This window comes from Sphingomonas sp. (assembly GCF_039595165.1).
Classification (GTDB): domain Bacteria; phylum Pseudomonadota; class Alphaproteobacteria; order Sphingomonadales; family Sphingomonadaceae; genus Sphingomonas.
The window spans coordinates 21,221-42,362 of the sequence record NZ_JBCNMA010000010.1 but is presented as its reverse complement, the minus strand read 5'-3'; the positions used below and the strand labels follow the sequence as shown (position 1 = coordinate 42,362).

Genomic DNA, 21,142 nt, shown 5'->3' with positions numbered 1-21,142 from the left:
GGAAACCGGTGTCAGTGACAAGAGCCCCCGATCACCGGGCGAGCAGCGTCTCGATCCGGCGTTCGGCGAGCGCCTGCACCGCCCCAGTCACCGCCGCGCGGAAGCTCGCATTGCCCGCGATCTCCTGGCGGAACACCGAATCGAAGGCGAACAGCCGCTCGGCCAGCTGGGCCGGCGAGGCGCCGGCGGCCGCTTCGGTCAGCGGACCGGCGAGCGGATCGGTGATCGCCACGCCCTCGGCGGCGCGCCGGGCGATGAAGTGCATCCACGCCGCCACCGGCACCGCGAGCCGTTCGACCGGCCGTCCCGCACGGATTGCAGCTGCCGTCGTGTCCAGCAGGCGATAGGGTAGTTTCTGCGAGCCGTCCCACGCGATCTGCGACAGCAGATGCCGGATCGCGGGGTTGCGGAAGCGGTTGAGGACCGCCTGCGTGTAACCGGCATGATCGAGCCCGGCGACGGGATCGAGCGCCGGGACGATGTCCTGCAGCGCCAGCCGCTCGGCAAAGGCCGCAAGCGCCGGCTCGCCCATCGCGTCCGCGACCGTCTCCAGCCCCAGGGCGAGGCCGAGATAGGCGAGGCTCGAATGCAGCCCGTTGAGGATGCGCAGCTTGGCGCGCTCATAGCCGCCGACGTCGCTGGTCAGCGTCGCCCCCGCCGCGGCGAGGTCGGGCCCGTCGGCGAATTGGTACGGGCCGATCACCCATTGCGTAAACGCCTCGCGCTGCACCGTCGCGCGGTCCTCGACACCCAGCTCGGCCGCGACCTGGGCATAGAGCGCGTCGTCGCTCGCCGGAGTGATCGAATCGACCATCGTGTCGGGGAAGGCGGCGGTGTCGGCGATCCACTTCGCCAGATCGGCGTCGCGCCGCTCAGCCAGCGCGATCGTCGCCGCGCGCAGCTTGCGTCCATTGCCCGAGAGATTGTCGCAGCACAGCACCATGAACGGGTCGCCACCCGCCGCGCGCCGCGCCGCAAGCCCCTGCACCAGCCAGCCGACGAAGCTGCGCGGCTCGCCGCCCGCGAGGTCGGCGACAATGTCGGGATGGCTCATGTCGAGCGTGCCGTCGCCCGCGAGGCAATAGCCCTTCTCGGTCACGGTCGAGGTGACGATGCGCACTTGCGGGGTGGCGAGCAGCGCCGCGACCTTGGCACCGCCGCCCGGCCCGATCCATTCGCGATGCGCGCCGATCACCCGCATCGACGGCTCGCGGTCGAGGATCGCCAGCGTGTAGAGCCCATCCTGCGCCGCCAGCGCCTCGACCGTGCCAGGCGAGCGCAGCGAGACCGCGGCGATGCCCCAGCGCGGGTCGCTCGCCAGCACGCTGTCGAAATAGGCCGCCTGGTGCCCGCGATGGAACGCGCCGGGGCCGAAATGCACCACGCCGGTCGACACCTGCGCCGGATCATAGGCAGGCTTGCTCACCGCCGCAGGCAAGTCCCGCAGCGTTTCCAGGGACAGTCGATTCACAGCGTTACGCCTCGCTTCCAGATTGCAATCTCGCGCTCGCCGTTGCGCTCGGCGGCGGCTTCCTCGCCCGAGGCGATCGCGGCGATGCGCGCGAGCAGGGCATCGGCGGCGATGTCCATGCCGTCGCTCAGCACCTGCCCCGCATCGAAGTCGATCCAGCCCGGCTTGCGCGCGGCGAGATCGGAATTGGACGCGATCTTGAGCGTCGGCGCGGGGAAGCCGAGCGGCGTGCCGCGGCCGGTGGTGAACAGGATCACGTTCGCCCCCGCCGCCGACAGCGCGGTCGACGACACGGCGTCATTGCCTGGCGCCTCGAGCAGCGTCAGCCCGGTGCGCTTCACGCGCTCGCCATAGTCGATCACGTCGGTGACGATCGCCTGCCCGCCCTTCTGCACCGCGCCGAGGCTCTTCTCCTCCAGCGTGGTGATGCCGCCGGCGATGTTGCCGGGCGACGGGTTCTCGGACACCGGCTCGCCATGGTCGATGAAGTAGCGCTTGAAGCGATTGACCAGCTCGCCGATCGCATCGAACGTCGCGGCATCGGCGGCGCGCGCCATCAGCAATTGCTCGGCGCCGAAGATCTCGGGGATCTCGGTCAGGATCGCCGAGCCGCCGGCATCGGTGATGCGGTCGGCCATGCGCCCAACCAGCGGGTTGGCGGTGAGCCCCGACAGCCCGTCCGACCCGCCGCACTTCACCCCGAGCACGATGCGGTCGAGCCCCATCTCCTCGCGCTTGGCCAGCGCGGCCTGCTCGGCGAGTTCGAGCACCGCGGCGACGCCCTCGGCGATCTCGTCCGACGCGGCCTGCGCGCCGACGGTGCGGATGCGGCCGCGCGTCTGCGGCGGTAAGGTTTCGAGCAGCGCCGAGAGCTGGTTCGACTCGCAGCCGAGCCCGACCAGCAGCACGCCCGCGGCATTGGGATGCTGCGCCAGCGCCGAGAGGATGTCGCGCGTGCCGTCGAGGTCGCCGCCGAGCTGCGAGCAGCCGAACGGATGGGCAAAGGCATGCACGCCGTCGACCCCGGCGGGCAGCAGCAGCTCGGCCTTGGCCGCGATCTTCTGCGCGGTGCGACCGACGCAGCCGACGGTCGGCAGCACCCAGATCTCGTTGCGCGTGCCCGCGCGGCCATCGGCGCGCGCATAGCCGCGCCAGCGGATCGCCGAAGCGGCCCTCTGCCCCTTCGCCGCCGCCGCGCCGCCGCCATAGCTCGCCTCGCCCGCCAGCGCGGTCGCGACATTGTGGACATGGACATGCTCGCCGACCGCGATCGGTGCGGTCGCGCGGCCGATCGGGAAGCCATATTTGAGCACCGGATCGCCCGGCGCATGCGCCACCAGCGCGAATTTGTGCGCGCGCGGCACCGCGTCGCGCAGCGTCACGCCGAGCGCCGTCTCGCCGGATTCGAGGTCGCGCAGCGCGGTCGCCACGCTGTCGCTGGGGTGGATTTGGAGAGCAGCAGGAATCATCATACGAATTCAGCAGCGCCTAGAGCAACAGCCCGCAATTGGCTAGGCCTCGTCTGCGCGCTATGCATCGCGCATGAAAAAAGGCGCGCAGGCGACAATCAACGATGTAGCGCGGCTGGCGGGGGTATCCAAGAAGACCGTCAGCCGCGTGATCAACCGCTCCCCCCTGCTCAACGAGGAAACGCGCGAGCGGGTCGAAAAGGTCATCGCCGAGATCGGCTATGTGCCCAACCCCCAGGCGCGCGCGCTGGCCTTGCGCCGCAACTTCCTGATCGGGCTGATCCACGACAACCCCAACCCGCACATGGTGCTCAACGTCCAGCAGGGACTGCTGGAAGTGTTGCGCGACACCGAGTTCGAGCTGATCGTCCACCCGGTCGATCGCGGCTCGACGACGATGCTCGACGAGATCCGCCGCTTCCTCGAGCGCCAGCGGCCCTATGGCGTGATGATCCTGCCGCCGATCAGCGAGAATGATTCGCTCGCGGCCTTGTGCCAGGAGATCGGCGCGCGTTACGTCCGCATGGGCTCGGCCTCGTTCGACGATGCCGAGCATATGGTCGCGTCGAACGACCGCGAGGTAGTGCGCGGCGCGGTCACCCACCTGATCGAGAACGGGCACAAGCGCATCGGCCTGGTGCTCGGGCCGCACGGCTTCCGCTCGGCGCACGAGCGCAGCCGGGGCTATGAGGCGGCGCTCGACGATGCCGACATTCCGGTGCAGCGCACGCTGATCGCGCAGGGCGACTATACGTTCGAATCGGGGATGCGCGCGGCCGAGCGCCTGCTCGACCTGTCGCCGCGCCCGACCGCGGTGTTCTGCTCGAACGACGCGATGGCGGCCGGCGTGCTGCACACCGCGCGCCAGCGCGGGCTCGACGTGCCGCGCGACCTGTCGATCGTCGGCTTCGACGACACCTCGATCGCGTCCTACCTGTGGCCGCCGCTGACCACGGTGCGCTGGCCGATCGCGACGATGGCGCGGGCGGCCGCCTTGAAGCTGATCGGCGATGGGGAGGACGAGGAGAGCGGGGAGTCGTTGTTCGTCTCGACGCTGATCCGCAGGGCTTCGGTGGCGCCGCCGGTGGAGTGAGACGCGGCAAGCGCGCCTTCCTCCGCGCGAGGTAGGCGAAGGCCCGATTTGAGGCGTTCGCGCGGAAACGACTCCGCCAGATCTCAGCCGGCCTGCTGGACACCCAATACCAGGGGCGCGCTGTCCGGGGATTTCCGGCGCAGATCGCGAATGCGACCGGCATAAAGCTCGGCCAGTCCCTCGTGAACGATGCGCGCCTCCGCGCACGAAGCGTTTTCGGCGCACAGGAGTGACGTCTGATGACGATAAAATAATTCGTTGAGATCCATGAATTCGCTCCGGCCATTGTAAGCGGGAGCACGACAAGTCTCTCAGTCGCTGAAGCTTACGAAAAAATCTTTCGGCGATGTTCTGGAAATGGACACTGAGAGCAGCATTTTCAATACGTCCTCGGATCAAATAACTATATTTCCGACATGAATACCGCCGTACACGAAATCCTCGACCGAAGGCCGGCTTTCGCTGGCCCCGCGCATTCGGGGCTGCTAAGCTGGCTGCATCAGCGGACCTTCGTCTCGTAAGCACCGCTGGCTGAGAGACCTTGCGCGCTCCCGCTTACCAGCCGGAGATGCGCCATCGATCCCCGTTTGAGTTTCGCCTATGCGATCGTCATTGCATTGATCGCCATCATCATGACCTTTGGCATGACCGCCTTCCACCGCGCCCGCGACCGCCGCCGCGCGCACCTCAATTCCACCGGTCGACGCCAGCGGTTGCTTGGCTGGTGGCGGCGATAGCCCTTGGGTCGCGAACTCGCCCTCTGGGTCGACGCACTCGAATTCGACCGCGAGAATGGCGAGGACGGGCCGGAGGTGATCAGGCGCAAGATTGCGGATTTGAAATCGAAGGGCGCCTTCGAGCAGGCGAAGTGGTGGAATGAGGTCGGCAGGCGCCTCGCACAGCTATATATGAGTCGCGCCGATCCGCCGCGGTAGGCCGTCGGCTGGTCGAGGGTTCCGCCAATCGAATGTGTTCGTCCTCACGCACCGGCATTGCCTGCCTCGCCGCGCCTCCTCCCGCTGGGAGCTGTGGTGCGGACAGCCTGCGCGTCCAAAGATTCACCTTCTGCAACGGCACACCCAGACTCCAGTTGAAATCGAACCTGACACCGGTTACCATATCACCCCAGTCACTGGGCGGTCAGCACTCGCCTTGCCAAGCCGTGCGTTGTTGGTAAGGCCAAAATAATATGACTTTTGAGGAGTCCGTGATGCGTCCCCTGGCACTCGATCCCGACCGGCTGTTCCCCGCCGACCCCACCACCCGCGGCATCGCGCGCACGCTCTATAAAGAGATCGCCGACCTCCCGATCGTCAGCCCGCACGGCCACACCGATCCGGCGTGGTTCGCGACCGACGAGGCTTGGGAGAATGCGACCGAGCTGTTCCTCGCGCCCGATCACTATGTCTTCCGCATGCTCTACAGCCAGGGCGTCGACCTCGACGCGCTGCGCGTGCCGCGGCTCGACGGGGTGCCGGCGACCGATCCGCGCGCGGCGTGGCGGCTGTTCGCGAGCAACTATCACCTGTTCCGCGGTACGCCCTCGCGCATGTGGCTCGACCATGTCTTCGCCGAAGTGTTCGGGATCGACCGGCTGCTCGATGCCTCGACCGCGGACCATTATTACGACACGATCAACGAAGCGCTGGCGACTCCGGACTATCGCCCGCGCGCGCTGTTCGAGCGATTCAAGATCGACTTCCTCGCCACGACCGAAGGCGCCGACGATCCGCTCGATCATCACGCCGCGATCCGCAAGTCGGGCTGGCAGGGCCGCGTGGTCACCACCTATCGCCCGGATTCGGTGATCGACGTCGAGCATGAGGCGTTCAAGGGCGCGCTCGAGGCCTTCGCCAACCTGACCGGCGAGGACGTGCATAGCTGGAAGGGCTATCTCGCCGCGCATCGCAAGCGCCGCGCCGACTTCCGCGTCGCTGGCGCCACCGCGACCGACCATGGCTTCGCCACCGCGCAGACCGCCAACCTCTCGGCCGCCGAGAGCGAGGCGCTGTTCGGGCGCATCATCTCCGGCAAGTGGGACGCGGCCGATGCCGAGCTGTTCCGCGCGCAGATGCTCACCGAGATGGCGAAGATGAGCGTCGAGGATGGCATGACGATGCAGATCCATCCCGGCGCCTGCCGCAACCACAATGCCAGGCTGTTCGCGAGCCACGGCCGCGACAAGGGCGCGGACATCCCGACCCGCACCGACTATGTCCAGGCCTTGAAGCCGATGCTCGACATTGTCGGCAACGAGCCCGACCTGACGGTGATCCTCTTCACCCTCGACGAGAGCACTTACGCGCGCGAGCTGGCGCCGCTCGCCGGCCACTACCCGTGCCTGCGCCTCGGCCCGAGCTGGTGGTTCCACGACTCGCCCGAGGGCATGCGCCGCTTCCGCGAGATGACCACCGAGACCGCCGGCTTCTACAACACCGTCGGCTTCAATGACGACACCCGCGCCTTCTTCTCGATCCCGGCGCGCCACGACGTCGCGCGCCGCGTCGACTGCGCCTTCCTCGCCCGCCTCGTCGCCGAGGGGCGGATGCAGGATTGGGAAGCCGCCGAACTCGCTTATGAGCTGACCAACGGCCTTGTCCGCAAGGCCTACAAGCTCGACGAAACCCTCCCGGTCGCCGAAGCGGCCTGAAACCACAACCGGAGCCACACCCGATGTTCGACCGCACCTATTACGCCACCCACCCCGACATGATGGAGTGCGTCTCCAACGAGGAGCTGCGCGACCGCTACCTGATCCAGGGCCTGTTCCGCGAGGGCGAGGTCGTGCTCAACTACACCCATGCCGACCGCTTCGTGATCGGCGGCGTCGCGGTGGGCGCTGCTCCGGTCAAGCTCCCCGCGCAGGAAGAGCCGGCCTCGGCCAAGGGCCACCCCTTCCTCGAGCGCCGCGAGATGGCGGTGGTCAACGTGGGCAACGTCGAGGGCACGATCACCGTCGACGGCGAGAGCTTCACGCTCGGCAACAAGGACTGCCTCTACGTCACGATGGGCGCGACCGACGTCGAGTTCGCCGGTCAGGGCGCGCGCTTCTACATCGCCTCGTGCCCGGCGCATAAGGGCTTCCAGACGCGCAAGCTCGGCATCGCCGACGCCAATGCGCTGGAGCGCGGCAGCCTCGCCGAATCGAACGAGCGCACCATCTTCCAGCTCGTCATCCCCGGCGTGTGCGACAGCGCGCAGCTCGTCATGGGCCTGACCGTGCTCAAGCCCGGCTCGGTGTGGAACACCATGCCCCCGCACATCCATGAGCGCCGCAGCGAGATCTATTTCTATTTCGAGCTCGACAATCTCGACACCGATCGCGTGATGCACTTCATGGGCGAGGGCGAAGCGACTCGCCACATCGTGATGCAGAATGAGGAAGCGGTAATCAGCCCGCCTTGGTCGATCCACATGGGCGCGGGCACCAAGGCCTATGCCTTCATCTGGGCGATGGCCGGCGAGAACCAGGACTATACCGACATGAACGTCCTCGACATCTGCCAGCTGGCGTAAGCGCGATGACCAACCCCTTCGACCTCACCGGCCGCGTCGCCGTCGTCACCGGCGCCAACACCGGCATCGGCCAGGGCATCGCCCTGGCCCTTGCCGCGGCGGGCGCGGACATCGCTGCGGTCGGCCGCTCGGCCGCGGCCGACACGGTCGAGAAAATCCGCGCGCTCGGCCGCAAGGCGGAGATCGTCAGCGCCGACTTGTCGACGATCGAGCCTGTGCAAAGGGTTGTGGACGAGACTGTGGAAAAGCTCGGCGGGCTGCACATCCTCGTCAACAATGCCGGCATCATCCGCCGCGCGGACTCGGTCGACTTCACCGAGGAGGACTGGGACGCGGTGATGGACACCAACCTCAAGTCGGTGTTCTTCCTGTGCCAGGCCGCGGCGCGCCACATGATCCTGAATGGCGGCGGCAAGATCATCAACATCGCCTCGATGCTGACCTTCCAGGGCGGCATCCGCGTGCCGAGCTACACCGCGTCCAAGTCGGGCGTCGGCGGCCTCACCAAGCTGCTGGCCAATGAGTGGGCGTCGAAGGGCATCACCGTCAACGCGATCGCGCCGGGCTACATCGCCACCAACAACACCGACGCACTGCAGAAGGACGAGACGCGCAACCGCCAGATCCTCGAGCGCATCCCGGCCGGCCGCTGGGGCGACCCCGCGGACCTCGGCGGCGCGGCGGTGTTCCTCGCCTCGTCGGCGTCGGACTATGTGCAAGGCCATATCCTCGCGGTAGACGGCGGCTGGCTGGCGCGCTGAGCGCCGGCGAGTTCAAGGAGACATCATGGCCGGCCGTATCGTCTGTTTCGGGGAATTGCTGCTCCGCCTGACCGCTCCGGGGCGCGAGCTCATGCTGCAGACGCCGCGGCTCGACGTGGTGGTGGGCGGAGCCGAAGCCAATGTCGGTATCGGGCTCGCCAATCTCGGCCATTCGGTGTCGATGGTCAGCGCGGTGCCCGACAATGCGCTGGGGCGCGCCGCGGTGCAGTTCGTGCGCTCGCAGGGCGCCGACACCAGCGGCGTGCAGTATCGCGACGGCCGCATGGGCCTCTATTTCCTGACTCAGGGCGCCGGCCTGCGCGCGTCGGACATCGTCTATGATCGCGCGGACTCGGCCTTCGCCAAGGCCCCGGCTGATGCGTTCGACTGGAAGACTTTGCTCGACGGCGCGGCGATGCTGCATTTGTCGGGCATCACCCCCGCGCTCGGCCCGGCGACGGCCGAGGCCGCGCTGCGCGCCGCGCGCGCCGCGAAGGAACTGGGCGTCGCCATCAGCTTCGACGGTAACTATCGCGCCCGCCTGTGGGAAGCGTGGGACAGCGATCCCCGCGCCGTCCTCACCGAGCTGGTGAGCCTCGCCGACACGATGTTCGGCAACCATCGCGACGTCTCGCTGCTGCTCGGCAAGTCCTTCTCGGGCGACGGTGCCGACCGCCGCCGCGAGGCCGCCGAGGCCGCCTTCGCCGCCTTCCCGAACTTGAAGCGCATCGCCTCGACCGCGCGCCATGTCGACGACGCCGACCGCCACCGCATCGCCGCGCGCGTCGACACGCCCGAGCGCGGCTATCAGACCGAGGAAGTGGTGGTGGCCGGGATCATCGACCGCATCGGCGGCGGCGATGCCTATGCCGCGGGCATCCTGCACGGCGTGCTGTCGGGCCAGGATCTCGAGGCGACGGTCGCCTCGGGCCTCGCGCTCACCTGCCTCAAGCATTCGCTGCCCGGCGATGCCAGCCTGTTCCGCCAGGCGGATATCGACGCCTTCCTCGAAGGCGGCCTGGACGTTCGTCGGTGAAGGGGCGCCGGTGATGCAGCGGCGGACGCTGCTGGCGGCGAGCGCGGCGCTGGCCGCCCTGCCCTCTGCCGCGTTCGCCCAGTCCGATCCGCTCGCCACCGGCAAGTCCGGACGCTGGCGGGGCAAGCGCGACGGCGCGGTTCAGGCGTTCCTCGGCATCCGCTACGGCAACGACACCAGCCGCACCCGCTTCCGCCCCGCCACCGCGCCGGAAGCGTCACGCGGCACGCTCACCGCCACCGAGTTCGCCGCGAGTTGCCCGCAGACCGGCCGCGCGGTCAGCCAGCGCGAGGACTGCCTGTTCCTCAATGTGTGGACGCCGGAGACCAACGCGAATGCGCGCCGTCCGGTGATGGTCTATTTCCACGGCGGGGCCTATTCCAACGGCAGCGTGATCGAGCCGCAGGTATTCGGCCAGACGCTCGCCGAAAAGGGCGATGTGGTCGTCGTCACCGTCAACCACCGCCTCAACGCGCTCGGCTATCTCTATCTCGCGCGGCTCGACCCGCGCTTTCCCGACAGCGGCAATAACGGCCAGCTCGACCTGATCCTCGCGCTGCAATGGATCCGCGACAATATCGCGGGCTTCGGCGGCGATCCGAAGCGGGTGATGCTGTTCGGACAGTCCGGCGGCGGCGCCAAGATCGCGACCCTGATGGGCATGCCCGCCGCCAAGGGCCTGTTCCACCGCGCCGCGACCATGTCCGGCCAGCAAGTCACCGCGAGCGGCCCGCTCAACGCCACGCGCCGCGCGCAGGCCTTGCTCGACCGGCTCAAGGCCAGGCCCGGCGACCTGCTCGACATGCCGGTCGAAAGACTGATCGACGGCCTGCGCGCCGAGGACCCGATCCTCGGCGGCGGGGTCTATATGGGGCCGGTGCTCGACATGAAGTGGCTGACCCGCCACCCCTTCTGGCCCGACGCCAATCCGCTGGGCAATAGCATCCCGCTGATCCTCGGAAACACTCGCGACGAGACCCGCGCCTTCGACGACCCCAGTTCGGAGGTGGTGCGCACGCTCGACTGGTCGAACCTCGCCGAGCGCATCGCCCCGCGCCTGCGCATCGACGCGCATCCCGAATGGGTGGTGGCCGAGTATCGCAAGCAGTTCCCGAGCTGGTCGGTCACCGAGGTCTTCTACGCCGCCACCACCGCCGGCCGCAGCTGGCGCGGTCAGGTGATCGAGGCCGAGGAGCGCGCGAAGGCCGGCGCCCCGGCCTGGGTCTATCAGCTCGACTTTGCCTCCCCCGTCGCGCCCCAGCGTGGCGCCGCGCACACCCACGACATCCCGCTGGTGTTCGGCACGATCGGCGCCGAGGGCACCGTGTCGGGCACCGGCCCCGCGGCGCAGGCGGCCTCGGCCACGATGATGCGCGGCTTCGTCAACCTCGCGGCCAAGGGCGATCCCAATGGCGCGGGCGTGCCGGCATGGCCGAAGCATACGCTGCCGCAGCGGCAGACGATGGTCTTCGATGCGCAGAGCCGCGTGGTGAACGACCCGCGCAAGTGGCAGCGCGAATTGTTCTCGCGGGTGCCTTATGTGCAGCCGGGGACATAATTTTAGCCGTCATCCCGGCCTTGTGCCGGGATCCACGGCGCCGTTAGCGATGCCCCTGAGTCGCTTGTCCGTCACTCGCCTCCCGGTGGATCCCGGCACAAGGCCGGGATGACGAATGAATGCAGATCGGCTGAGCGCTACTCCCGCTCCTGCACGTCGAACCCCACCAACCGCGCCGGCGAATTATACTCCTTCGCCACCCCGACCACATAGTCGCGGAACTCGGCCGCGGTCTTGAGCACCTCGCCCTCGCTCCACCCCGCGGCGAGCATATACTCATACTTGCCGTCGGCGCGCTCGGGGAAGCGGAACAGCTCGTTGCCCTGCTGCTGCGCCACCGCGACATGCTTCGCGCCATAGCCGTCCTTCACCACCAGCCCGATCCCGGCATAGCCGACGGTCAGCGCGTTCTGGGTCGAATCGGTGTCGTCGGGGTTGCGGATCGCCTCGGGCGCGGTGGTCACCACCACGCCGCCCTGGCGATAGCCGAGGGTCTCGCCCGCCTTCTTGCGGATGCCGGCGGCGAACTGCACGCCCCTCGCGCCGGGCTCCCACTGGCTGAACTGCACCTTCGCGGTCGCGTAATTGTGGTTGGCATAGGCGGTGTAGACCTGCTCGAGCGCATAGCGGCCCTTGCCGGTGTTCCAGTTCATCGTCTTCACGCGCACCATCGAGCGCAGCGGGCCGTTGACGATCACCTCGAACGCGTAGCGCGTGTCCTTGAGCTGGTTGGTGTTCCACCGCTCGGCCGCATCGGCGTTGGGCGAGAAGCGCGGGCGCGAGACGAAGTCGCTGCCCGGCGTCTCGAACAGCCCGATCCCGCCGCCGCCGAAGCTGTCGTCGACCGACATGATGTCGGAACCGTACGCCGGGTCGATATAGGACACCGCATAGCCGTCCCAGTTGTTGGACAGGATCTGCGGCGCGATCAGGATGCTCTTGCGCTTGCCGTAGACGTCGGCGCTGTCGGGGAACCATAGCTTCCACCCGACATTGCCCGATTCCCAGAAGGGCACCATGTGCCGCGAATAGCTGCCGATCACAGCCGCGGCGCCGTGCGGGTTCCAGCCGCGCTGATGGAAGCCGAGATACAGGTAATAGGTGCGTGTCTCGCGCGGCTTGAGGTCGGCCTGGAAGAACAGCTCGTCCCACACGCCGTCCTTGTCGAGATCGTCCATCTGCATGTCGAGCTGGCGGCCATTGGTCTCCTGCCGGATGCCGTGCGGCCCCATCTGCGCGAGCTGCTCCTTGGTCGGCACCGGGCGCGGAACGCCTCCCGGATCGACCAGCGTAACGGTCAGCTCGTGCATCCCGGCGAGCTCGGGAATCTGCGCCGGGGTGATCACCACCGGCGTCGCCTTGCGCGGTTGGTCGAGATCGTTGGCGATGCGGATCGCGATGCGCCGCACCGGCTTGAAGTCCTCGCGGACATACCAGGGATCGGAGAAGGCAGCCTCGGCGGGAACTGTGCCGGCCAGTGCCAGCAACGATACGCAAGCCAACCGCCGGGTCATGCCATCTCCTGTCCAAGACTATCGCTGAAGCGCCTTAATAAGTGTGATCATATGATCAATATAGGTGCCCGTCGAGATGCCGATCGGGCCGTCCTTGACGTCGAAGGGCGAGGTGTCGGTGCTGTCCCCGACATGCGTGGAGCGGAAGTCGCCGGGCGTCACCGTCTTCGAGCCCGGCCCACCATAGGGATGGCTCATCGCGCGCAGCTGAGTCGGCCACCAGCCCTCGGCGTTGAGCGATCCGACCAGCGACCGGGCATCCTTGCCGCCCTTGGTGGCATTCATGTCCGACCCCGCCTCGACCTCGGCCATCCAGTATTTCTTGAGCGGCTGGCGCCCCTTGAGCAGCGCGGAATCCCTGGACGCGGCCTTGCCCGGCGTCGCCTTGAGCTCCTCATATTCGCGCCGCAGCTTCGCGGTGTCGATCCCGCGACGGGCGTTGTAGTGGCCGATCGTGTGGGCCGGATCGTAATCGGCATAATATTCGCCGTTCACGACGTTCGAGCCGCGGCGATGGACCCAGAGCGGCTTGTTGGTGCCGATCTCGACGAAGGTCGGGAATTGCCGCCCGCCCTCCTGCAGCGCCTTGGGCAGCCGCACGCTCTCCAGCCAGGCGAGCGCCGCCGGGATCGGCGCGAGATATTTCGCGTCGCCGGTCAGGCGATAGAAGCTCATCAGCTGCTCGATGTTCGACGCGGTGGTGTGCGTGACCAGCGCCTTGGGCTCATAGGTGCGCGCGCCGGCGGGTTTCAGGTCCATCGTATGCTGCAGCCCCCACCCGGCCTGCGGCGCGGGCTGCTGGGTCGCGAGATAGATGTCCATGCCGCGCCGGATCGCGGGCAGGATGCGCGGGTCGCCGATCGCCTGGTGATAGGTCAGCAGCACGTCGATATTGTCGTGGATCACCCCGTCGTTGAAGGTGATCAGGCCGGTATAGTCGGGCTTGCCGTGCAGCCCGCCATCGGCGACGCGTGGCCACCGCTGCGGCCAGCCGCCGTTCGGAAGCTGGCTCGCGAAGATGAAGTCGATCGCCTTGTCGAGCCCCGGCTTGAAGCGCGCCTCGCGCTTCTCGACATAGATGCGGATGAGGAAGCGGATCGCCTCGCCGGTGCCGCCGTCGTCGAAGGTGGCGTTGCCCCAATGGTGCTGGAATTCCTCCATGCGCCAGGCGTTGCGCCCGATCGTCTCGTACCAGCGCTTCGTGGACTCCGGCCCGCCGAAGTCGATGAAGTAATTCCACCCGCCCTGCGGCAGCTGCCCGGCGATCAGCGCTTCGGCCGCCTGGGCCGCGGCCCGGTAGTAATATTCGTCGCCCGTCGCATGATAGGCGTCGAGATAGAGGTGTCCCATCGTCGCCGTGCCCGGCGGCTGCACCCATACCATCGTCTTGTACGCTTCGAGCTCGCCCCAGATGCGCGAGCGGTCGGGGAGGTACGACCAGACATAGCCGCCGCAATAGGCCATCTTCTCGACCATGAAGCGCGTCGCGCGCTTCATCGCCGCCGTCACCTCGGCCTTGGACACGCCTTGCGCCAGCGCCGCCCCCGGCGTCAGCGCGAGCGTGGCGGAGGCGGCAAGCAGAGTACGGCGTGCGATCATTTCTGGGGAACCTTCTCGAGCGGATAGCTGATGATGAGGACGAGCGGCGCGGTGCCGGTCTGGCGGATGCCGACTTGGGCGCCGGTGTAGAGATAGGCGGTCATGCCCGGCTTGAGCTTGGCGGTGACCCCGTCGGACACCACCTCGCCCTCGCCCGAGACCACGGCATAGATCTCGTCATGCGCGATCGGATGCACCCCGATCGCGGCGCCGGGATGGAGCGAGCGCTTGCGATATTCCATCATCCGCCCGGGCACGCCGTCGGTGATGCGCCACGCAGTGCTCATCCCGATCTTGCCGTGCGGCGGCGGTTCCTCGACTTTCCTGGCGGCTTCGTCGATCACCATCATCGGCCGCGCGCCGCGCCCGATCGTCCAGTCCAGCCCGCCCATGACATGGCCGAGGATGCGGGGATCGGACCAGGCCTCGGGCGTGTGGCCGAGCGCGGTGTAGAACACGCGTCCGCCCTCGAAGTCATGCGCCCAGGCGAGCGGACGCGGGTTCGCGCCCTTCTCCCCGATCGAAGACGGATCGAGCATCAGCAGCGGCCGCAGCCGCGGATCGAGATCGTCGAACCAATACCATTCGTCGACCAGCTCGAAATTGGCCGGCAGCCCGCGGATCGACGGGTGATCGAGCTCGGCGCGTGTCACCGCTCCCTCGGGCGTGCCCGACGGGTGCCGTGCGAAGCGGCCGCCGATCATCCGCCCGTACCAGTCCCAGCTATAGTGCGAATCCGCCGCGCCATGGATGCCGACGATGCCGCCGCCGCCGCGCACGAACGCCTGGAGCGCCTCGCGCCGGGGGCCGACCAGCCATTCGCCCGAGTCATTCTCCTTGGGCCGCGTGGTGGTGCTCACCAGCACGATCGCCGCGAATCCCCTGAGCTTCGCGGCGTCGTCGAACAGCGCCGGATCCTCGCTCGCGGTGACGGCATAGCCCTTGGCCTGCGCCGCGTTGGCGATGGCCGCGCGCGCCGGCTCGATCGAGGCGTGGCGGAAGCCGGTGGTGTGGCTGAAGATCAGCACGGCAGGTGGCGGCGGCATGGCGGCTCCGAGCAACATCGCCCCCAGCAGCAGCAGAATCGCCCGCATCCCGATATCCCCTCTCGCTGCCGTCAGGGCGGCAAACCCATAACCCGTTTCTTCCAGGCGCGCCTTCTTGACACGGGCGGCTGAAGCGAACAATGTGCCAATGACACCGGTTTCTCAAGCAGAAAACGACCGGTGGAGACCGCGACAACGCGGCGAAAACGGGAGGATCGCGCTGATTTCGCCGCGAATCGCGGCAGAGGCACCCCTCCCCGACGTCATTTCGTTCGCTGCCGAAGAGCAGCAGGCGAAGATAGCCACCGGTGTCATCGACACCGATTGAGAGGGGAAGTTCGAATGCGAGTCCTTCATCGCCGCCCGGGAGCCCGGCTGCTTGCCGCCGCCTCGGCTCTTGTTATCGCTACCGCCGTCCAGGCGCAGGAGACCCAGCCCGCCGAGCCGGCGGCGGAGGAGCCCGAAGAGATCGTCGTCTCAGGCTTCCGCGCGTCGCTCGACGCCGCGCTCAACGTCAAGCGCGAGTCGGTCGCCGCGGTCGATGCGATCGTCGCCGAGGACATCGCCAAGTTCCCCGACCAGAACCTCGCCGAATCGCTTCAGCGCATCCCCGGCATCGCGATCCAGCGCGACGGCGGCGAGGGCCGCGCGATCACCGTGCGCGGCCTCGGCTCCCAGTTCACCCGCGTCCGCGTCAACGGGCTCGAGACGATCACCACGACCACGGACGGCGCCTCCGCCAACCGCGAGCGCGCGTTCGACTTCAACGTGTTCGCCTCCGAGCTCTTCTCGAGCCTCGTCGTGCGCAAGACCGCCGAAGCGAGCCTCGACGAAGGTTCGCTCGGCGCCGTGGTCGACCTCAACACCGGCAACCCGCTTGCCGGCAAGGCCGGCCTCACCGCGGTCGCCTCGGTCCAGGGATCGTATAACGACCTGTCGAAGAATGTCGGGCCCCGCGTCGCCGGGCTGCTGAGCTGGCGGAACGAGGCGGGCACCTTCGGCGCGGCCGTCTCGGCCGCCTATTCCAAGACCGACACGCTCGAGGTCGGCAACAACACCGTGCGCTGGGCGCAGGCCTATTTCGATTCGGTCAACGGCACGCCCTGCTTCTACTCGGTGCGCGAAGCGACCGGGGGGACGCCGGTGTCCAACACCGGCGGGTTCTACCGTCCCAGCGCCGCCTGCACGCCGGCCTCGCTCGCCTTCCATGCCCGCATCCCGCGCTATGGCATCGTCCGGCATGACCGCGAGCGGCTGGGCCTCACCGGCTCGATCCAGTTCGCGCCGACCGACCGGACCAAGATCTCGATCGACGGCCTCTATTCCAAATTTAAGGAAACGCGCGAGGAGAAATGGCTGGAGGTGCTGCTGCGTTCGAACGAGCGCGCGGTCGACGTCGTCAATCCGGTCTATGACGACAACGGCAACATGATCTCGGCCACGCTCAACGACGTCTATGTCCGCACCGAGCATTATCTGCGCAAGTCGCAGACCGAGTTCTACCAGCTCGGCGGCACCTGGGATCAGGAGCTCTCGGACAGCTTCCGCTTCACCCTGCTCGGCGGCTTCTCCAAATCGAACGCCGACATCCCCGTCGAAACCACGCTCATGTTCGACGATCGCGACGCGCAGGGCTACAAGTTCGACTATACCGACATGGACCATCCGGTGCTGACCTACGGCACCAGCGTCACCGATCCGGCGAACTTCCAGCTCGCCGAACTGCGCGACGCGCTCTCGAACAACACCAACAAGTTCAAGACCGCCCAGTTGCGCACCGAATGGGACGTGACCGAGGGCTTCCAGGTCAAGGCCGGCGCGGTCTGGCGCCGCTACAATTTCGACCTGTGGGCGGCGACGCGCAACACGCCGGTGTGCGGCAATGGCGGTCAGGACCTCGTGCTCGGCACGATCACCTGCTCACCGTCCAGCGCCTTCGGGCCAGGCGCGGTCTATGGCTTCCCGGTGACCTCGGCGCTGTCGGAGCTGGTAACGTTGCCCGACGCCGGGCAGCCCGCCGGAACCACCGTGCAGTGGCTCATTCCGGCCTTCCCGGCCGCGACCGACTTCACCAAGCTCTACAGCCGCGCGCTGGTGGTGGACAATGCCAATGTCCGTGGTGTCCAGGAAACGACCAAGGGCGCCTATCTCCAGTTCGACGTAAAGGGTGAACTGCTCGGCATCGATTATGCGCTCAACGCCGGCATGCGCTATGTCCGCACCGAGCAATCCTCCTATGGCGTCAACAACGGCCAGCAGATCACGGTCGAGCGCGACTATGAGGACTGGCTGCCGTCGATGAACCTGGCGCTCTATCCGTCGCGCAACGTCATCCTCCGCGGCGCCATCGCCCGGGTGATGACGCGGCCCTCGCTGGGCGAGCTTACGCCGGGCGGCTCGGCCTCGGGCTTCGCCAAGACGGTCAGCTTCGGCAACCCGCTCCTCGATCCCACGCGCGGCACCGCCTATGACGTGTCGCTCGAATGGTATTTCCGTCCGGAGTCGGTGATCTCGGTCGCGCTGTTCAAGAAGGATATCGAGAGCTTCTCGATCCGCCAGAGCCGCACCGGATCGTTCACCTCGACCGGTCTGCCTGCATCGGTGCTGAGCCCGTCCGACCCGGCCTCGATCAACCCCGCTCTGCAGGACGTGCCGGACTGGACGATCAGCGGATTCGTCAACGGCGTGGGCGCGAGCCTCAAGGGCATTGAGGTCGCGGTGCAGATGCCGTTCTCGTTCATGCCGGGCATGCTGAAGCACTTCGGGATGCAGGCAAACGCGACGCTGATCGATTCGGAAGCGACCTATCGCATCCCCGGTCCGGCGATCAACGACTGCGTCCGGGCGAACCCGACCGCAGCCTGCACCATGCCCCCGGTGGTGGGCGACTACACGTCCACGCTGCTCAACCTGTCGAAGAAGGCGTTCAACGCGACGCTCTACTATGACGATGGCCGGTTCAGCGCGCGCACCTCGGTCGCCTATCGCGGGCCGTTCAATGATTCGATCAGCGGCAACAGCAACGTGTTCGAGGGCTATCACAGCTACACCAACCTCGACGCCTCGATCCGCTACAAGCTGACCGACATGATCGAGCTGTCGGTGGAGGGCAGCAACCTGCTCGACACCTACCGCACGCGCTACGTCTCCGAAGAGACGGGGCTCGCTTACGAGAACAACCATTTCGGCCGCACCATCCTGTTCGGCGCGCGCGTGAAGATGTGACCGAGAGGGGGAGCATGGCGGACCGGAACGACCTGGACGGCCTGGTTCGGCCCGGCCGCCGTGCTTTTCTCGCAGCCGCGGGCGGCGGGGCGGTGCTCGCCTCCGCCGCCTTCGGCCAGACCGCCCCGCCGGCCACCGGAACGCCGGGGCCGGCGCGGCAATCCGATCCGGCCGAGACGATCGAGCTGTGGCCGAACGGCGCGCCCGGCATGCCGGCCAAGCCGCCGGTCGAGATCGTCAACGAGCGCAGCAAGGATCCCACCTTCCACGACCGCTCGGTGCAGGGCATCACCCGACCGCGCCTTGCCGTGTTCCGCCCGGAACAGCCCAATGGCGCCGCGGTGATGATCATGCCCGGCGGCGGCTATCGCTGGGTGGTGATCGACAAGGAAGGCCATGAGCTCGGCCGCTGGCTCTCCGCGCGCGGCTTCACCGTGTTCGTGCTGTTCTACCGCCTGCCGGGCGACGGCTGGGCGGCCGGCCCGAACGTCGCTCTGTCCGACGCGCAGCGCGCGATGCGGCTGATCCGCCACCGCGCACGCGACTATGGCGTCGATCCCGAGCGGGTCGCGGCGATGGGCTTCTCCGCGGGCGGTCATCTCTGCGCCGACCTGCTCACCCGCTTCGCGACGCGCACCTACGACCCGGTAGATGCCGCCGACGCCCTTCCGGCGCGTCCCGCCGCGGCCGCGCCGATCTATCCCGTGATCAGCATGACCGCGCCCACGGCGCATCCCGGCTCGCGCGAACTGCTGGTCGGCAAGGACGCCCGCCCCGCGCTCGAGCGGGCGCATTCGCCGCACCTCAACGTCCCTGCCGACGCTCCGCCTACCTTCATCCTCCATGCCGAGGACGACGCCTCGGTCCCGGTCGAGAACGCGCTGCTGCTCCGCGCGGCGTTGCGCGCCAGGGGTATCGCGGTCGACACGCATCTCTTCGCCCAGGGCGGCCATGGCTTCGGCCTGCGCAACACCGCCGGCAAGCCGGTCGCCATCTGGCCCGAGCTGTTCGCCGGCTGGGCCGCGAAGGTCCTCGCCTAAACTCACTCACCTTAGGATCACGGGATGCATCTGAACCGACGCGACATCATGAGCGCCGCGCTTGCGGGCGGCACGCTTCTGACCCCGGGCACGGCGGGGGCGCGCCCCGCCGCGCAGGCGCCGGCACCCGACTGGAAGCGCGGCTTCGACAATCAGCGCATCCCCGATCTCGGCGACGGGCGCTTCCTCAACCCGCTGATGGCGGGCGACCATCCCGATCCGACGATTCTCAAGGACGGGAAGGACTATTACATGACCTTCTCGACCTTCGAATCCTATCCCGGGCTGGTCATCTGGCACTCGCGTGACCTGATCAACTGGCGCCCGATCAGCGCGGCGCTGACCACGAACATCGGCTCGGTCTGGGCGCCCGAACTCTGCAAGCACAAGGGCCGCTACTATCTCTACATTCCGACCAAGAACCCGACGACCAACTGGGTGATCTGGGCCGACAGGATCGACGGGCCGTGGAGCGAGCCGATCGATCTCAAGCTCCCCAACCATATCGATCCCGGCCACGCCGTGGGCGAGGACGGCTCGCGCTGGCTGTTCCTGTCGGGCGGCGATCGCGTGCGGCTGTCCGACGACGGTCTCAGCCGCGTCGGCGAGCCCGAGCATGTCTATGATCCGTGGCGTTATCCCAGCGACTGGATCGTCGAGGGCTTCGCGCCCGAGGGCCCGAAGATCACCCGCCACAATGGCTGGTTCTACATGATCACCGCGGTGGGCGGCACCGCGGGTCCGCCGACCGGGCACATGGTGATCGCCGCGCGCTCGAAGTCGATCAACGGGCCGTGGGAGAATTGCCCGCACAACCCGCTGGTGCGCACCACCTCGATCGACGAGAAATGGTGGTCGCGCGGCCACGCCACGCTGGTCGAGGGGCCGGACGGCGGCTGGTGGGCGGTCTATCACGGCTTCGAGAACGGGTTCTGGACGCTCGGCCGCCAGACCCTGCTCGATCCCGTGGAGTGGACCGCGGACGGCTGGTTCCGCATGAAGGGCGGCGACCTCTCGCGGCCGATCGCCAAGCCCCGGGGCGGCGAGAAGGCGGGGCCGCACGGCATGGCGCTGTCGGACGACTTCAAGACTCTCGCGCTCGGCACCAAGTGGAACTTCTTCAAGCCCGCCGCCGACGAACGCACGCGCGCCCGCGTCGAGAATGGGTCGCTTGTGCTCAAGGCGCGCGGCGCGGCGCCCTCGACCTCGTCACCTTTGCTGCTGATCGCGGGCGATCCGGCCTATCGCTTCGAATGCGATATCGAGATCGCGCCGGGCGGCGTCGCCGGGCTGATCCTGTTCTACGACGAGAAACTCTATTGCGGCCTCGGCTTCGACGAGCGCCGTTTCGTCACGCATCAATATGGCATCGAGCGCGGCCGCCCCGCCAATCCGCACGGGCGCAAGATGCGCATGCGCGTCACCAACGACCGCCACATCGTGACCTACGACACGAGCGGCGACGGCGGGAGGACGTGGATCCGCTTCGACCGCGGCATGGAGGTGTCGGGCTACCACCACAATGTCCGCGGCGGCTTCCTGATGCTGCGCCCCGGCCTCTACTCGGCGGGCGAGGGCGAGGCGCGCTTCACCAACTTCAAGTTCGAGGCGCTCGCTTGATCGCGGCGGGGAGCAAGATCAGCTGCGCCGAACGCAGCACCAGCCCGCTCCCCGCCCCACTCGTCAGCCCGGATTGCCCCATTCGTCAGCCCGGGCTCGACCCGGGCCAGGGCTTCTTTCGACTTCGGTCGAGGAAGATTAGCCCAGCCCCGGCTCAAGGCCGGGATGACGGGATGCGAGCGGAGTGGCACCGC

18 protein-coding genes and 1 pseudogene are annotated in these 21,142 nt (G+C 67.8%); 12 read left to right on the top strand and 7 right to left on the bottom strand.

Translation table 11 applies throughout. From position 1 onward, the window contains the following. Window positions 1-31: 31 nt before the first annotated feature. A complete protein-coding gene (locus ABDV68_RS03360) occupies window positions 32-1,471 on the bottom strand; it encodes a mannitol dehydrogenase family protein (RefSeq protein ID WP_343518236.1) in 1,440 nt (479 codons plus the stop codon). After that, window positions 1,468-2,940, bottom strand: coding sequence for an altronate dehydratase family protein (locus ABDV68_RS03355; protein WP_343518234.1), 1,473 nt, complete (start codon window positions 2,938-2,940; stop codon window positions 1,468-1,470). Before ABDV68_RS03355 ends, ABDV68_RS03360 begins: the two co-directional genes overlap by 4 nt. A gap of 73 nt (window positions 2,941-3,013) precedes the next feature. Between ABDV68_RS03355 and ABDV68_RS03350 the strand changes: the two genes are divergently transcribed. Then, a complete protein-coding gene (locus ABDV68_RS03350) occupies window positions 3,014-4,033 on the top strand; it encodes a LacI family DNA-binding transcriptional regulator (RefSeq protein ID WP_343518233.1) in 1,020 nt (339 codons plus the stop codon). Window positions 4,034-4,116: 83 nt separating this feature from the next. Here ABDV68_RS03350 and ABDV68_RS03345 read toward each other — a convergent pair whose 3' ends face one another. Continuing rightward, a complete protein-coding gene (locus tag ABDV68_RS03345; protein ID WP_343518232.1) occupies window positions 4,117-4,302 on the bottom strand; it encodes a hypothetical protein in 186 nt (61 codons plus the stop codon). A gap of 318 nt (window positions 4,303-4,620) precedes the next feature. Between ABDV68_RS03345 and ABDV68_RS03340 the strand changes: the two genes are divergently transcribed. The 7 genes from ABDV68_RS03340 (at window position 4,621) to ABDV68_RS03310 (ending at window position 10,904) form a co-directional block, all read left to right on the top strand. Then, on the top strand, window positions 4,621-4,770 hold the full coding sequence (locus ABDV68_RS03340; RefSeq protein ID WP_343518231.1) for a hypothetical protein: 150 nt from the start codon (window positions 4,621-4,623) through the stop codon (window positions 4,768-4,770). 3 nt (window positions 4,771-4,773) lie between these two features. Further along, complete coding sequence (locus tag ABDV68_RS03335) at window positions 4,774-4,968, top strand: hypothetical protein (protein ID WP_343518230.1); 195 nt, start codon at window positions 4,774-4,776, stop codon at window positions 4,966-4,968. Between the two features lie 275 nt (window positions 4,969-5,243). Next, window positions 5,244-6,683: a glucuronate isomerase gene (gene uxaC / locus ABDV68_RS03330; RefSeq protein WP_343518229.1), complete on the top strand. Its 1,440-nt coding sequence runs from the start codon at window positions 5,244-5,246 to the stop codon at window positions 6,681-6,683. 23 nt (window positions 6,684-6,706) lie between these two features. Next, the gene (gene kduI, locus ABDV68_RS03325; RefSeq protein WP_343518228.1) at window positions 6,707-7,549 is read left to right on the top strand and encodes a 5-dehydro-4-deoxy-D-glucuronate isomerase; all 843 of its coding nucleotides are present in this window, start codon (window positions 6,707-6,709) and stop codon (window positions 7,547-7,549) included. 5 nt (window positions 7,550-7,554) lie between these two features. Further along, window positions 7,555-8,310, top strand: coding sequence for a 2-dehydro-3-deoxy-D-gluconate 5-dehydrogenase KduD (gene kduD, locus ABDV68_RS03320; RefSeq protein ID WP_343518227.1), 756 nt, complete (start codon window positions 7,555-7,557; stop codon window positions 8,308-8,310). Between the two features lie 25 nt (window positions 8,311-8,335). After that, window positions 8,336-9,346, top strand: a complete 1,011-nt coding sequence (locus tag ABDV68_RS03315; protein WP_343518226.1) for a sugar kinase — start codon at window positions 8,336-8,338, stop codon at window positions 9,344-9,346. 13 nt (window positions 9,347-9,359) lie between these two features. Beyond that, the gene (locus tag ABDV68_RS03310) at window positions 9,360-10,904 is read left to right on the top strand and encodes a carboxylesterase/lipase family protein (protein WP_343518225.1); all 1,545 of its coding nucleotides are present in this window, start codon (window positions 9,360-9,362) and stop codon (window positions 10,902-10,904) included. Between the two features lie 137 nt (window positions 10,905-11,041). Here ABDV68_RS03310 and ABDV68_RS03305 read toward each other — a convergent pair whose 3' ends face one another. From ABDV68_RS03305 to ABDV68_RS03290, 4 genes and pseudogenes are all read right to left on the bottom strand, one after another. Continuing rightward, the gene (locus ABDV68_RS03305) at window positions 11,042-12,418 is read right to left on the bottom strand and encodes a DUF4861 family protein (RefSeq protein ID WP_343518224.1); all 1,377 of its coding nucleotides are present in this window, start codon (window positions 12,416-12,418) and stop codon (window positions 11,042-11,044) included. Between the two features lie 18 nt (window positions 12,419-12,436). Further along, window positions 12,437-14,017, bottom strand: coding sequence for a pectate lyase (locus ABDV68_RS03300; RefSeq protein WP_343518223.1), 1,581 nt, complete (start codon window positions 14,015-14,017; stop codon window positions 12,437-12,439). Beyond that, on the bottom strand, window positions 14,014-14,367 hold the full coding sequence (locus ABDV68_RS03295; RefSeq protein ID WP_343518245.1) for a cupin domain-containing protein: 354 nt from the start codon (window positions 14,365-14,367) through the stop codon (window positions 14,014-14,016). The genes ABDV68_RS03300 and ABDV68_RS03295 overlap by 4 nt, the downstream gene beginning before the upstream one ends. A 33-nt stretch (window positions 14,368-14,400) precedes the next feature. Next, a pseudogene (locus tag ABDV68_RS03290) lies at window positions 14,401-15,063 on the bottom strand (ThuA domain-containing protein); the annotation flags it as partial. 148 nt (window positions 15,064-15,211) lie between these two features. On the opposite strand from ABDV68_RS03290, the gene ABDV68_RS03285 reads away from it, so the two are divergent. The 4 genes from ABDV68_RS03285 to ABDV68_RS03270 are packed head-to-tail and all read left to right on the top strand — an operon-like array spanning window position 15,212 to window position 20,948. Then, window positions 15,212-15,391: a hypothetical protein gene (locus tag ABDV68_RS03285; RefSeq protein ID WP_343518222.1), complete on the top strand. Its 180-nt coding sequence runs from the start codon at window positions 15,212-15,214 to the stop codon at window positions 15,389-15,391. A 14-nt stretch (window positions 15,392-15,405) separates the two neighbouring features. Beyond that, a complete protein-coding gene (locus tag ABDV68_RS03280; protein ID WP_343518221.1) occupies window positions 15,406-18,288 on the top strand; it encodes a TonB-dependent receptor in 2,883 nt (960 codons plus the stop codon). Between the two features lie 14 nt (window positions 18,289-18,302). After that, window positions 18,303-19,328 carry an alpha/beta hydrolase gene (locus tag ABDV68_RS03275; RefSeq protein WP_343518220.1) on the top strand — a complete coding sequence of 342 codons (1,026 nt, stop codon included), beginning with the start codon at window positions 18,303-18,305 and terminating at the stop codon, window positions 19,326-19,328. 24 nt (window positions 19,329-19,352) lie between these two features. Continuing rightward, on the top strand, window positions 19,353-20,948 hold the full coding sequence (locus tag ABDV68_RS03270) for a family 43 glycosylhydrolase (RefSeq protein ID WP_343518219.1): 1,596 nt from the start codon (window positions 19,353-19,355) through the stop codon (window positions 20,946-20,948). Window positions 20,949-21,142: the final 194 nt, after the last annotated feature.